General features: G+C 56.7%; 10 protein-coding genes. 1 reads left to right on the top strand and 9 read right to left on the bottom strand.

The window, feature by feature from the left end:
• Positions 1-239 precede the first annotated feature (239 nt).
• From MKX51_RS28945 to MKX51_RS28980, 8 genes are all read right to left on the bottom strand, one after another.
• Positions 240-1,715 (bottom strand): phytoene desaturase family protein, encoded by a 1,476-nt coding sequence (locus MKX51_RS28945; protein WP_340994742.1) that lies wholly within the window; start codon positions 1,713-1,715, stop codon positions 240-242.
• The gene (locus tag MKX51_RS28950) at positions 1,712-2,863 is read right to left on the bottom strand and encodes a glycosyltransferase (RefSeq protein WP_340994743.1); all 1,152 of its coding nucleotides are present in this window, start codon (positions 2,861-2,863) and stop codon (positions 1,712-1,714) included. The genes MKX51_RS28945 and MKX51_RS28950 overlap by 4 nt, the downstream gene beginning before the upstream one ends.
• Entirely contained in the window at positions 2,860-3,600 is a 741-nt protein-coding gene (locus tag MKX51_RS28955) for a lysophospholipid acyltransferase family protein (RefSeq protein WP_340994744.1), read from the bottom strand. Before MKX51_RS28955 ends, MKX51_RS28950 begins: the two co-directional genes overlap by 4 nt.
• Positions 3,569-4,354: a carotenoid biosynthesis protein gene (locus tag MKX51_RS28960; RefSeq protein WP_076080834.1), complete on the bottom strand. Its 786-nt coding sequence runs from the start codon at positions 4,352-4,354 to the stop codon at positions 3,569-3,571. The genes MKX51_RS28955 and MKX51_RS28960 overlap by 32 nt, the downstream gene beginning before the upstream one ends.
• A 2-nt stretch (positions 4,355-4,356) precedes the next feature.
• On the bottom strand, positions 4,357-5,214 hold the full coding sequence (locus tag MKX51_RS28965) for a phytoene/squalene synthase family protein (RefSeq protein ID WP_340994745.1): 858 nt from the start codon (positions 5,212-5,214) through the stop codon (positions 4,357-4,359).
• Positions 5,207-6,727: a phytoene desaturase family protein gene (locus MKX51_RS28970; protein WP_340994746.1), complete on the bottom strand. Its 1,521-nt coding sequence runs from the start codon at positions 6,725-6,727 to the stop codon at positions 5,207-5,209. Before MKX51_RS28970 ends, MKX51_RS28965 begins: the two co-directional genes overlap by 8 nt.
• Positions 6,724-8,211, bottom strand: coding sequence for a phytoene desaturase family protein (locus MKX51_RS28975; RefSeq protein WP_445322088.1), 1,488 nt, complete (start codon positions 8,209-8,211; stop codon positions 6,724-6,726). The genes MKX51_RS28970 and MKX51_RS28975 overlap by 4 nt, the downstream gene beginning before the upstream one ends.
• Positions 8,212-8,492: 281 nt before the next feature.
• A complete protein-coding gene (locus MKX51_RS28980; RefSeq protein WP_340994748.1) occupies positions 8,493-9,410 on the bottom strand; it encodes a MerR family transcriptional regulator in 918 nt (305 codons plus the stop codon).
• Between the two features lie 267 nt (positions 9,411-9,677).
• Here MKX51_RS28980 and MKX51_RS28985 point away from each other — a divergent pair, with 267 nt between their 5' ends.
• Positions 9,678-11,225 carry a phospholipase D family protein gene (locus MKX51_RS28985; protein ID WP_340994749.1) on the top strand — a complete coding sequence of 516 codons (1,548 nt, stop codon included), beginning with the start codon at positions 9,678-9,680 and terminating at the stop codon, positions 11,223-11,225.
• Positions 11,226-11,591: 366 nt separating this feature from the next.
• Here the strand turns inward: MKX51_RS28985 and cls are convergent, their stop codons facing one another.
• A complete protein-coding gene (gene cls / locus MKX51_RS28990) occupies positions 11,592-13,100 on the bottom strand; it encodes a cardiolipin synthase (RefSeq protein WP_076080844.1) in 1,509 nt (502 codons plus the stop codon).
• Between the last annotated feature and the right edge of the window lie 40 nt (positions 13,101-13,140).

Genomic DNA, 13,140 nt, shown 5'->3' on the forward strand with positions numbered 1-13,140 from the left:
CATACATTCGGCCATACGCCTGCCTGCGAGCACAATGTATGCTGTTTTCCACATACATTCGGCCATAAGCCTGCCTGCGAGCACAATCTATTCGGTTTTTAGCATACATTCAGCAACAAAGTCACTCTACGAGTTATTCATCTACTTGCAATATATCCCGCTCCACAATTACCTTCCATTATAGCACAACTATTGCACATCCCCGCTCCGCCGTTGAACGCTGGCGGGGTCCTCACTCTTCATACATGGCTTGCAATATATTCGCCCACCAGCCTGCCCGACAAGGACACCACAGGGGTTCCCCCGCCTGGATGCGTGGTTCCGCCTACATACCACAGTCCCTTAACATCCCTGGAACGGTTGCCCGGGCGGGAGAAGGTCTGCTTCACCGTATTGGAGGATATCCCGTAAATGGCCCCCTGATGTGCCAGCGTATCGCGGGCGATATCCTGCGGTGTGTAACGCTCCAGCACATCTGCGGACGACAGCCCTCTCACACCGTGACTCTCCAGTACAGAAATCACCCGCTCCCCGTACGCATCCCTCTCCTCACTCCAGTCACAGGCCGGGCTCAGATAAGGCGCATTAGCCAGAATGAACAGGTTGCTGCCGCCCGCAGGCGCCATCTCAGGCTCGGAATAACCGGAGTGGCATACATACACTGTCGGTTGCTGCGGCGGACGCTTATGCTCGAAGATATCCTTGAATTCCTGCTCATAGTTCTCCGGGAAAAATACCGTATGATGCAGCAGCTTATCATACGTGCGCGGCACGCCTGCCAGCGTTACCAGCCCGGACAGGGACGGTTCGTAAGCTTCAATCCTGCGGTCCGTCATTCCCGGACGAACTGCTTCAGGAAGCAGCATCCGGTTGATGCTCAGGACATCGCCACCGGCAATCACAGTCTTGGCCGGGTAGAAGCCTTGCGCCGTATCCACACCTTCCACCGCACCGGATACTACGGAAATTCCTGTTACCTCCGTGCCTGTAATCAACCGTACGCCCAAATTCCGGGCGAGTGCAGACAGACCGCTGATTAATTCATAGGTGCCGCCCTTCACACCGTATACGCCCTCCTGAATCTCCAGATGACCAAGCATGGCGAAGATGGAGGGGGAACGATACGGCGATGATCCCACATAGGTGGCATAGCGGCCAAGCATAGCCAGGGTATGCGGGTGACTGAAGTAGCGGAGCAGCAAGCCATGCAGGCTGAGAAAAGGCCTTACGCGCACCAGGTCCCGCACAAGCGAAGGGGACAGCTTATCCCTCCAGGACAGCAGCAGCCTGTTCAGGAACTGCTTCTCGCTAAGCTGATACAGCCGTGAGGCTTCCGCCAGAAACTCCGGGAACCGCGCAGCATCTGCCGGGCTGTAGGAGGCCATCTGCTCCTGCATTCGCCCGGTATCCCTTGAGAAATCGACAACCTTGCCGTCTGCGAAGATATTGCGGGTACGCGGCTCCAGCTCATAGAGCTGGACATAATCCTCCATGCGGGCTCCCGCAAGCTCATAGAGCGAGCGGAAGACATGAGGCATCGTAATTGTACTTGGGCCGCGGTCGAAGGTGTAACCCCCTGCCTGCACACGCTGCAGCTTGCCGCCCGGATGCTGCTGACGTTCCAGCACAGTGACTTCCCAGCCTTCAGCGGCAAGGGTGACCGCACAGGACAGCCCACCGAATCCGGCGCCTATGATCACTGCCTTCGGTTTCATTCATAACGCCTTCCTTTCCATTCATAGCCTCCGCGTGTGCGGCTTCCGCGCCAGGACGCCACAGCAATCAAGGACAGGCAGAGCATGCTCGCCGGGAGAAGGAGACAGAACCAGAAAGGCTGCCGTCCGGCAGCATCACTAGTCCGTTTCACGGCCAGACCCGCAAGTAGCGCAGCAGCAGGCCAGAGCGCCGCGCTTAGCTGTCCGCTTAGGGCATAGTACAGAACGGCGGCGGTGGGCACCGCATACAGCGACAGATATGCAATAAGCACACCCAGCAGCAGCAACGGGCTGCGGCCGATACCGGCATAGATATTCTTCCGGTAGCCGTTCCATACTTGCCGGGCATTGTGGTACATCCGCATGAACACCTGCTCCGTAACATCCATGAGCGTCACCGTTCCGCCCGACCGCTTCACGGCGCGGGCCAGCGCCATGTCATCCACCAGCTCGCTGCGGATGGCCTCATGCCCGCCGCAGCTGTCGTAACTGTCCCGGTGAATCAGGATGAAGCCTCCATGCGCCGCAACAAAGCGCGGATCTCTGGAGCCGCGGACCAGCGGAATGGGCAGGTGGCAGATGATGGTGAAGACCATCAGGGGAACAACCAGCCGCTCCAGCCAGGTTCCGGTCATCTGCCGGGGGAAGCCGGTAATCATGCCGCCGCCCGCAGCGGAGGCAGCAGAAAGCGCCGTCTGAAGCGCCCCGTGCTGAAGACGGACATCTGCGTCCAGGAACAGCAGCCAGTCTCCGCTTGCCGCTTCTGCAAGCTGAGCGCAGGCATGGGACTTGCCCAGCCAGCCCTCCGGCAGCACTCTTCCCTTCAGAACGCGTACACCACTGCCCGCTGCTGCGGCAATAGCCCCCGTTCCGTCAGTGGATGAATCATCCAGTACAATAATCTCCATCCCGATTATGCCGGTGCTTGAGGCCAGCACAGAGGAGAGGCAGTCCCCAATATTATCCGCTTCATCCCGGGCGGGGATCAGTACCGATAAGCTCAAGGCCCGTGAGGATGCCGTTGCTTTTGCTGACAGCGCCTGCGATCCTGGTGCTGCCCCCAGCTTGGGGAGCTGCGCTGCATTCCATATTGCGAACAATAGCTGGAGCAGCACAATACCGGTTACAGCCTGAAAGAATACGTTCATCCGCTCCCACCGCCCGGCCGCAGCAGGTCAAGCCATTCATTGGTAGATCTCCCCCGGCGGAGCAGCGGCCTGAATTCATCCGGCATATAGCCTTGATGATTAAGTACTCTGCTGCGGTGTGACTCCAGTTGTCCGCTAAGAACAGTCTCCAGCTCACGGGCTACGCTTGAGCGGTCCATCTCCGCCCAAGGGAGCAGCAGCGGCGCACCGGCCAGCAGCGTAGCTTCCGGCTTCGTATGCCGGAACAGGCCGTGGTATAGCGTCACTGGGACTACGGCCGCCCCCGGACTGAGCCGCAGCGCCAGGGCCGCCCCTTCCTTCAGGCTCAGCGGCCGGTGCTCCAGCGGCCGGATTTCGCCTTCGGGATACATCCAGACACTCTCACCCTTTTGCAGCAGTCCGGCTGTATACCGCAGAGAAGCCCGCGCATCTCCGGCATTGCCGGGGTTAATGGAATAGGCGCCGAGCTTCCTGAAGAAGGCATACTTCCGTAGCTGCTCCTCTTCCATCATGAAATAATGCCGCTTCCCCGGAAGCTTCCCTGCGGCGTGATAGGCCAGCAGGCCGTCCCACCACGAGCTGTGATTCATAAGGTAGAGAATCCCCCGCCCGGCAGCGGCAGCGGGCTGAAGCTCTCCGCTGACTCCTATGAAGTGGAAATGCCTGCGCAGCAGATAGAAGGAATTATAACGGTAGAATAACCAGTCAAACCTTCCCGATGGAACGGCTTCCAGCATAGCGTAGACTCCCTTCGGCCAAAGCGGCACCTGCCCCCGCGATCACCGCGCAGGCAGGCAATCCCTCTGTCAGGCTGATCAGGCCGAACAGGATCAGGATCGCCTGATACAGGCGGGTACCCCGGCGGGCAGCCAGGCGGGTGAACGGCACAGCCGGGAGCAGCATGGACAAGGCAGCGCCTGCAATCAGCCAGCCGCCGAAATTGCTCCAGGGCACCTGATAGAAGCCCCCGCCGCCCTCCCAATGCCAGAAGTTCCTGGCATGGGCAACAGGATCGAGCACCAGATCCATCAGGACCGTCCAAAAGCCGACCTGCACGGCCCGCAGCAGCAGGAGCCTGAGGCCGCGCTGTCCGAAATCATGGCTGATCAGCACGGCATTGCACACAACCGCAATCCAGGCGAAGCCCAGTGTAACCGGCACACCAAATAATAAAGGCCCGAGAATAGTAGAATAATTATAATCCCCAAACAACCGGCCGGAATGCACGCCTACCCATTCCACCGCCATTCCGCCTAACCAGATAAGAGCCGCAGCATACCAGAATCGCTTGGTCATCCGGCCTCCCGAAGAATTGACTGACCAGTCAGACATGAAGGGTTTGAACTGCCCCTTGATTAATAAGTCCAGCCCATAGGCACCATAGAATACGAGAAATAATCCGTTAGAGAATTTCAGGCTGTCCGGAATTCCGAACACGATCAGCAGCAGCGCACCGATGGTATACCAGATCCAAAAAAGGGTTCGGACCATCGTTAGACCACCGCAGTTCTTGCACCGGCATACCGCACAACCGTACGCTGGAACAGCTGGAGCTTGGCTTCATCGGTGACATAGGATCTTTTGCGGAAAACATCATACCCGTCTGCCTCCACAGCATCCAGAATAGCAGCATAGAAGGATGCGGCAAGTTCAATGGCAAGGCCGCTCTCCAAAGGATACGTATGCACATGCTCCAGCCCTCGCCGGAACCAGTCCAACGCTTCTGTCCGCAGCTCCTGGATAACGGCAGTAAAACGGTGATTGACCTCCCCGTTCTCCAGCTCCCGCTGGCTGTAGCCATGTCCCTCCATCACCTCAAGCGGCACATATCTGCGTCCTCTCCGGAGATCCTCACCCACATCGCGGATGATATTGACCAGTTGCATTCCTATCCCCAGCGCAATCCCCGATGTCCGTGCCGCTTCACTCTGATCATCCCGCAGAACAGGCAGCAGCATCTCCCCTACCGTTCCCGCTACAAGATAACAGTAATCCTTAAGCTGCTCCATCGTGTCATAGGCTGTGAAGGTAAGATCTCTAAGCTGTCCCTCCATTTGCAAAAGAAACGGGTCACGCTGAAGCTGCGGGAAGCTGCTGAACAGCCAGCGCAGCGCCGGCCAGATGAAATGCCCGTCCGCCTGCTCCAGATTCATGAAATGCTCCCGCAGCTCATGAATGCTGTACGGCGCGCCTTCCGGCTCATCCACACTATCGTCTATAATCCGGCAAAAGGCATAAATCACATGCACCGCCTCACGCCTGGGACTTGGCAGAACATCAAACGCCTTATGGAACGAAGTGGACCCTTTCTTCATCAGTTCCTCACATTGCTGCAGTATCCTTTCATCCATGTACGCTCATCTCCTTTATTATTTCCTGAACGGCAAGCTTCGCTCCCTGCATCACGATCGGCACACCGCCGCCCGGATGGACGGAAGCACCTGCGGCATACAACCCCTTGAGCGGATAAGGCTTCGGCTGGGGCCGGAATACCCCCGACTGGCTCAGCAGCGGTGCAATACCGAAGCTGCCCCCGCCATACATTCCTTCCTGCTGCGCATCGGCAGGTGTTCTCAGCCTGCGCCAGATCACACTCGCGGCAAGCCCGGGGAAGCCCCGCTTCTCGGCATCTGCCATGACTTTGTCGGCTAGTGCTCCGGCTATTTCCTCCCAGTTCTTATCCGGTGCCGCCGGGACGGGAACAAGGAAATACAGCACGCTCTGTCCAGGAGGAGCTGCACTGTCGTCCAGCGCTACCGGATTAAATACATAATAAGATGAATCCTGGGGGATTTGTCCCCGGTCAAACAGCTCATGTAAGCTGCTGTTCAGACTGTCCGGCAGGAAGAACTGGTGCACCAGCGACTCCGGCCACTGCTTATCCGTGGCTGCATAGATCAGCAGACAGCCCGAGGAGGGCTTCCAGCTTCCGCGTTTTATGGCCTTGGCCGATATGTGTCTGTCCTTATCCGCTGTCACACCCAGCGCCCGTTCCTGCTTGAATACACCAGGCGGCAGCAATTGCTCCACATTCGGGAAATCTCCATTGTACAGAACGGCATCATAAGGAATCGACTGCCCCTGAACAACAACTCCGTAGCAGCGGCTTCCTTCAACAAGCAAGGATTCCACCTCAGCGCCCGTATGAATCTGTACCCCGCGGTCTTCCAGCTCCCGGGCCATGATCTGCGGCAGCGTCCCGTATCCGCCCTTCAGCATCCAGATGCCGAAGGCATGCTCGGCATAAGGAAGCATGGTGTAGATACCGGGTGTGCGGAAGGGTGCTCCTCCAATATAGAGGCTCTGCAGGGAGAACGCATCCTTAAGCTCCTCGTTGCGGAAATACTGCCCGATAGCAGAGCGCAGATTCTGGTAAGCACGCAGGCGGACCATCAGCGACAGGTTAGCCGGACTGAAGAATTCCCGCCCGCTGGCATACCCCCGCTCCAGGAACGACGTCCGCCCCTGCGGATACAGCACTGACATGTCCTTCATGAACCGGGTGAAGCCCTTGCCCTCTCCGGGATAAAACCGGTCAATCTCCTCCGCCTGCGCCGACGCATCTGCGAATTTGGTCAGCACCCGCCCGCTTCTGAAGTGAACCCGGTAGAGCGGATCACAGCGCAGCAGCTCCAGGCTGGATCGCGGAAGGCCGCCTTCCTCCAGAATAGCGAGAAGCATCTCCGGCAGCAGCACGATGGTAGGGCCGCGGTCAATCCGGTAGCCGTCCTGCTCTTCAAAGGCCACTCGCCCGCCCGCTTGGGGTGCCCGTTCATAGATCACCACCTCATGTCCCTGACGGGTAAGCAGCAGCGCTGCCGTCAGCCCGCCGATTCCGCTGCCTACGATGGCTATGCGGCTCATAACGGAACCCCCGCACCTGCGCCGGGCGCACCCGCCTGTACGTTGAACCGCCTCCGCACAGCCTGGTCATGCTCCCGCAGCAGCCGTGCGCTGATCTTGGCCGACTCGAAGATCGTCGGCAGGCCGCTGCCCGGATGGGTTCCCCCGCCGACCAGCCAGATGCCGCGTACCTCCTCGAAGGTATTATGCGGCCGCAGATGCATCATCTGCCCAAGATTATGGGCCAGATTGAAGGTGGCCCCGTTATATACATTCTGCTGGTTCTGCCAGTCCAGCGGGGAGAAGAACAGGCTCTCTTCCACGCGTCCGGCGATTCCCGCCAGCTGCGGAATTTGCTCCAGCCGCTCCATCATCCAGTTCTCTACCTCCTCACGCTCCTGCTCCCAGTTAATATCGGCACTCAGATTAGGCACCGGCATCAGCACGTAGAGCGAGGACTTACCGGGAGGCGCCAGTGTCTTATCGATGACTGACGGATTATGGATATAGATAGAAGCATCCTCTGACAGCACGCCCAGCTCCGTGATCTCTCTGACATTACGCCGGTAATCGTCCGCGAAATGAACCGAATGATGACTGAGGTCCACCTCTCCATCCACACCGAGGTAGAGCATGGCGGTGGAGCAGGAATATCTTTTGCGGGCAATCTTGGCAGGAGTGTATTTCTTCAGAAGCCCGGGCTCGAACAGCTGTGTCATCGCAGAGCCAAAGTCTGCTCCAATCACAATATAATCCACATCCACCTTCTCCCCGTTCTCCAGCAGCAAGCCTGCGGCCTGCCCGTCCTTGACGATAATGCGGTTCACTCCGCTTGTGGTATGCACCCGCCCGCCATGCTCCTGGATGACCTGAGCCATAGCCTGAAGCACACGGTTAATGCCGCCAGACGGATGGTACAGGCCGTAACGGTGCTCCATGTACGACAGAATCGTGAAGGTGCCCGGACATTCCCAAGGCGACATCCCAAGATACTTGGCCTGGAACGAGAACGAGAACCGCAGCCGTTCATCATCGAAATAACGGGACAGCCGGTTATACACGGTGTCTGTAGCGTTCAGCTTGGGCAGCGCGTGGAACACATCTCTTTTAACATAATCCCCTAACGATTGGAACGGACGCTGCAGCAGCGGAATCACCCGCTCCAGCTTGTCGGCTTCTTCTGCCATGAACCGGCGGTAGCCGCTGCCGTTGCCGGGGAACAGCCGCTCAATCTCCTCAGCCGTCTGATCCTGGTTCGTGGAGGGCGTAAATACGGTATCTCCAAAATGCAGTGAATACAGCGGATCAAGCGCTGTAAGCGAGACATAGTCATGCACCGAACGCCCTGCCAGAGTGAACAGCTCCTCCAGCAAATGCGGCATCATCAAGAAGGTGGCTCCCCGGTCAAAACGGTAGTCTCCCAGCTTCAGTTCGCCTGATCTTCCGCCAACTTCTGCCTGTTGTTCATAGAGATCGACTTCATATCCTTCGGCGGCAAGCAGCATGGCGGCGGCCAGCCCGCCCGGTCCTGCGCCAATTACTGCGACTTTTGCGGTATCTGTGGTTCGGATCAAGCAACGTCCTCCTTCGTTCAAACATTATACAAAAACTATACAATAGTGATACAAATATCATACATACTTTGCCGGGCTATGTAAATATCATCTGCCAGACTTCCAGCAATTTGGTTGCTAGACTTGTCCACAGCAAAAGAACCGGCCAGCCCTGTACAAGGGTTCTGACCGGTTCCTATGGAATCTACTTCAATTAAAATCCGCTATATTTGCTACGCTCTATGCCGGGTTGTGGCATATTCCTGATCGAACCAGGCTTGCCACTTCTCCGGCGGCTCCGCCATCACATAGGTGGCGTTGGTATCCTGGAGGCTGATTGCCTCATAAGCTTTACCGCCCGCGATGAGCTGCATCTCCGGGTACAAGCTGCCGAGCCGTTCAAGCAGCTCCTCCGTATAGGGGACCAGCGAACCATTCGTAACGGATAGGCAGACAGCTCCGATCCGTTCTTGCTTCTCCAGCAGCTCCATCACACCGTCCTCGGGGGTATTGGCCCCCAGATAGATCACTTCAACCCCGTTTCTGCGCAGGAACAGCGAGAACAGCAGCAGGCCGACCTGGTGATGCTCTCCTGCCGGGCAGAAGGCAAGCACCTTGTGCAGATGGGCATACACCGGGAACACGTGAAAGAACTGGGACAGCCGGTTCGAGATCATATGTGTCATATAATGCTCCTGGGCCACGGTTGCCGTCCCTTGCTCCCAGGCATCGCCAACCTTCACCAGAACAGGCACCAGCACCTGATGGACCATCGCCTCATAGCCGTACAGGGAGAACCCGAAATCGATCAGGGCATCCGCCCGCTCGCCCTGGATGTCGAGCAGCGCTGCATAGATCTGCTGCCTCATTTTGTCCAAGGCATCCTTAGGGTCACCGCCCGCAACGGACATACGCTCATCCAGGTCCTTCTGCTTATGCTGCTTCAGCATCCGCACGGCATGTGAGATACTGATGCCCTGTTTATCGGTCTGTTCCTTCAACCAGCGAAGGTCCTCAATATTCTCTTGGTTGTACAGCCTATAGCCGGATTCGGTACGTTCCGGGACGACAGCCTGATACCGGTTCTCCCACGCCCGCAGAGTGACAGAGGGAATATCGAGCATTTCGACGACCTGTTTGATGGAATACACGATGGATCTCACTGCCTTCCTGTTTACACTGAATACATTTGAAGATTCAAACCTTATACAAATTATTTACACTCATTATACAATTGCATCTGTGTTATGTCACCAGAACTTGTATGATGCAGCTCCATGGTACGGTGCGGATGAAATGGAGCGCTTATTGTAACACTAGATTTTTCAGGGATTTTGCCATCAGCTGCTTCACTTCTCCTTAGCGGGCGTTATAGGTATTTACAATGCTGGCCCCGCAGCAGACCCAGGAGGATTATTATGAATCAAGGCCGCCGTCCCGTCACACCCGAACAGTTACATATCACGCTGGCTTCCGGCGCCATTACGCCATCCCGCCACAAGCGCCAATGGCAGTTCTTCCTGCGCCGCCGCTCCAGACTCCTGATGGCCCTGACCCTTCTTCTCCTCTGGCTGGCCGGGGTGATGATCTATCAGACCCATAAGCCGCTGCCGCCCGGACTTTCTGCGGAGAGTCCTGCGTATAAGGTGAATACGGTCGCCTTCTGGCATGATCTGACTTACCAGGACAACAGCGGGAAGCAGGCAAGGGAAGAACAGATTCTGCCCCGAATCCTGCAGATTATTGAAGAGTCCAGACAGTTCCTCGTGATCGATCTGTTCCTGTTCAATAACTATACCCATACAGACCAGCAGTTCCCCGCTGTCAGCAGACAGCTTACCGATAAGCTGCTTGCCCAGAAAGCCGCCCATCCCGCGATGGAGATCGTCTTCATCACCGATGAGGTGAATACGAATTACGGCTCTGCGCCTAATGCCCTCCTGGAAGAGATGAGAGCCGCCGGTATTAAGATCATCATGACGGATGTAGACGGTCTGCGGGACTCGACTCCTGCCTATTCTGCGGTCTGGCGCGCCTTCATCCAGTGGTTCGGGCAATCCGGCACCGGCTGGATTCCGAATCTGATGGCCAGCGGAGGACCGGACATTACCGCACGTTCCTACCTGAAGCTGCTCAATGTCAAAGCGAACCACCGCAAGGTCGTGCTCAGCGAGAACACTGCCCTGATCTCCTCCGGCAATGTACATGATGCCAGTGCTTATCATTCCAACATTGCCCTGGAGGTGCAGGGTCCAATCCAGGAGGATATTCTGCGGAGTGAGCAGGCGGCGGCTAATCTCTCGGGAGCCGGTCCCTTGCTGAGCAAGCCTCCTGAATTCAAACCGCCCGCTGCCGTATCCGGGGAACCTTCGCTTGAAGTCCGCTATCTGACCGAAGGCAAGGTATACAAATATGCCCTGGATGGGATCGCTGCGGCAGGACCCGGGGATGTCATCTGGATGGGGATGTTCTATCTGGCGGATGACGGAATTATTGATGCCCTGCTTGCCGCAGATGCCCGCGGCGCCCAGGTGAGGCTGCTGCTTGATCCCAACCAGAATGCCTTCGGACGGGACAAAATCGGCATCCCCAACCGTCCCGTTGCCATGGACCTGGACCGCCGCTCTCAAGGAAATATTCTGATCCGCTGGTACAATACAGGCGAGGAGCAGTATCACAGCAAGCTGATGTTCATTGCCAAGGCGTCAGGCGACTCTACCCTGCTGGGCGGATCAACGAACTTCACAGCCCGTAATCTGGACGACTATAACCTGGAGAATGACCTCTATGTATCCGTTCCGCGGGAACAGCCGCTGTATGCGGAGGTGGAGGGCTACTTCAACCGGCTATGGAACAACGAGGGCGCTGAATACAGCCTGCCGCTCACGGAATATCAGAGTGAGGTCACCTGGTTGAAATACATCCTCTACCGGATACAGACCCGGCTTGGCTTCACTACCTTCTGAATGGGAAAAGAACACATTTCACCCTAAACGGGTGAATAAAATACCTGCGCGCAAACACAGTGTATGCTGTTTTTGGCATACATTCGGCCATGCGCCTGCATGCGAGCACAATGTATGCTGTTTTTCACATACATTCGGGCCATGCGCCTGCATGCGAGCACAATGTATGTTGTTTTTCACATACATTCGGGCCATGAACCTGCATGCGAGCACAATGTATGCTGTTTTTCGCATACATTCGGGCCACACGCCTGCGCGCCACTTATCCAAAACAGAAGAAAATCATAATTTTCTAAAAACAAAAAACGGTACCGCGTCCCAAAGGACGGTACCGTTTTTTTGTTGTCCGCTTGTCCGCTTGTCCGCTTACAGCAGCGGAGACATCAGCCGGGCTGCGGATTCCAGCAGCCGCTCCAGCAGTCTTTTCTCCATGAAGGTCTCATGGACAATCTGCCGCGTGGACTGCAGGTCACGCTCGAAGTCTGCGACAATGCGCGAGACACTCTCGGTCTGCAGCAGCAACGCGTTCACCTCGAAATTAAGATGGAAGCTGCGCATATCCATGTTCGCTGTTCCAATCGTAGCAATCTCCCCGTCTGCAATCAGCAGCTTGGAGTGGATGAAGCCCTTCTCATATTCATAGATCTTCACACCGGACTCCAGCAGCGCCGGGAAGTAGGAGTGGGAGGCCAGGAACGGAATCCATTTATCCGGCTTGGCCGGGAACAGCAGGCGGACATCCAGCCCCGACATCGCCGCCACACGCAGCGCAGTCAGTATATCCTCATCGGGGATGAAGTAGGGACTTGCGATCCAGACGGATTTTTCCGCTGTAGTTATCATGGAGAAGAAAATATTCTTGAGTGCACGCCGCTCATTATCCGGGCCGCTGGCAATAATCTGCACCGCCCCGTCTCCGGTAGTGAAGCGAAGCTGCGGGGAGAGGTAATCCTGCTCCAGGATCTTCTCGCCGGTCGTGTGCATCCAGTCCTGCAGGAAGATAATCTGCATCGTCCGCACCGCTTCGCCCCTCAGCAGCATATGTGTATCCCGCCAGAACCCGTAGGTCTTGCTGCGGCTCAGGTACTCATCCCCTACATTCAGCCCGCCCATGAAGCCGACATCGCCGTCGATGACCACGATTTTGCGGTGATTGCGGTAATTCACCCTGCTGGAGAAAAAGGAGGTCGAGTTGCCGTAAGCAGCCACCTGCACCCCCGCATCACTAAGCTCCTTAAGAAAGGCTCTGGAGAGCTGCATGCTCCCGACCGCATCATACATGAACCGGACCGCAACGCCCGCGCGGGCTTTCTCAATCAGAATCTGCTGAATGCGCGTGCCGATATGATCCGCCCGGAAAATATAATATTCCATATGGATATGATGCTGCGCCTGCCGCAGCTCCAGCAGCAGTGTCCCGAAGGTCTCTTCTCCGTTGGTCAGAATGCGAGACTCTGAATTGAAGGAGATCGGCGTGCGACCGAGCCGCTGGGACAGGCCCAGCAGCTTCTGCTGCGATGGGCTGAACACCGACCAGTCCTGGTGCATCCGCAACGCATCGTTCTCAATCCGTTCATAGGCCATGAGGTCGCGCTGGGCCTTCTTGTCATACTTACGCCGCTTGAATACATTCTGCCCGAACAGGAAATAGAACACCAGCCCCAGCACCGGGATCAGCGCGAGCAGCAGAATCCAGGACACTGTGGTGGAGGGATTGCGGTTCTCCATGAAGATCCCCAGCGCGACAGAGATGACCGTCAATGTCGAAAATATACTGATAATGGTTCCGGCTGTACTGCCGAAAATCCCAAATCCAAAATAATAGAAAGCCAGCATAGCCGCTATGATGACCATAGCCTGCAGTCCTCTTCTCATATGTACCCTACCTTCTCATTCCGCCGATTCTCACCAAAAT

It is taken from the genome of Paenibacillus sp. FSL M7-0420, assembly GCF_038002345.1.
Taxonomy (GTDB): domain Bacteria; phylum Bacillota; class Bacilli; order Paenibacillales; family Paenibacillaceae; genus Paenibacillus_AQ.

What these genes read in the sequence shown, in the direction of transcription:
- MKX51_RS28960 (WP_076080834.1), bottom strand. Translation starts at nt 4,354, where the DNA reads ATGGTCCGAACCCTTTTTTGGATCTGGTATACCATCGGTGCGCTGCTG.
- cls (WP_076080844.1), bottom strand. Translation starts at nt 13,100, where the DNA reads ATGAGAAGAGGACTGCAGGCTATGGTCATCATAGCGGCTATGCTGGCT.
- MKX51_RS28950 (WP_340994743.1), bottom strand. Translation starts at nt 2,863, where the DNA reads ATGAACGTATTCTTTCAGGCTGTAACCGGTATTGTGCTGCTCCAGCTA.
- MKX51_RS28945 (WP_340994742.1), bottom strand. Translation starts at nt 1,715, where the DNA reads ATGAAACCGAAGGCAGTGATCATAGGCGCCGGATTCGGTGGGCTGTCC.
- MKX51_RS28975 (WP_445322088.1), bottom strand. Translation starts at nt 8,211, where the DNA reads ATGCTGCTTGCCGCCGAAGGATATGAAGTCGATCTCTATGAACAACAG.
- MKX51_RS28955 (WP_340994744.1), bottom strand. Translation starts at nt 3,600, where the DNA reads ATGCTGGAAGCCGTTCCATCGGGAAGGTTTGACTGGTTATTCTACCGT.
- MKX51_RS28970 (WP_340994746.1), bottom strand. Translation starts at nt 6,727, where the DNA reads ATGAGCCGCATAGCCATCGTAGGCAGCGGAATCGGCGGGCTGACGGCA.
- MKX51_RS28985 (WP_340994749.1), top strand. Translation starts at nt 9,678, where the DNA reads ATGAATCAAGGCCGCCGTCCCGTCACACCCGAACAGTTACATATCACG.
- MKX51_RS28965 (WP_340994745.1), bottom strand. Translation starts at nt 5,214, where the DNA reads ATGGATGAAAGGATACTGCAGCAATGTGAGGAACTGATGAAGAAAGGG.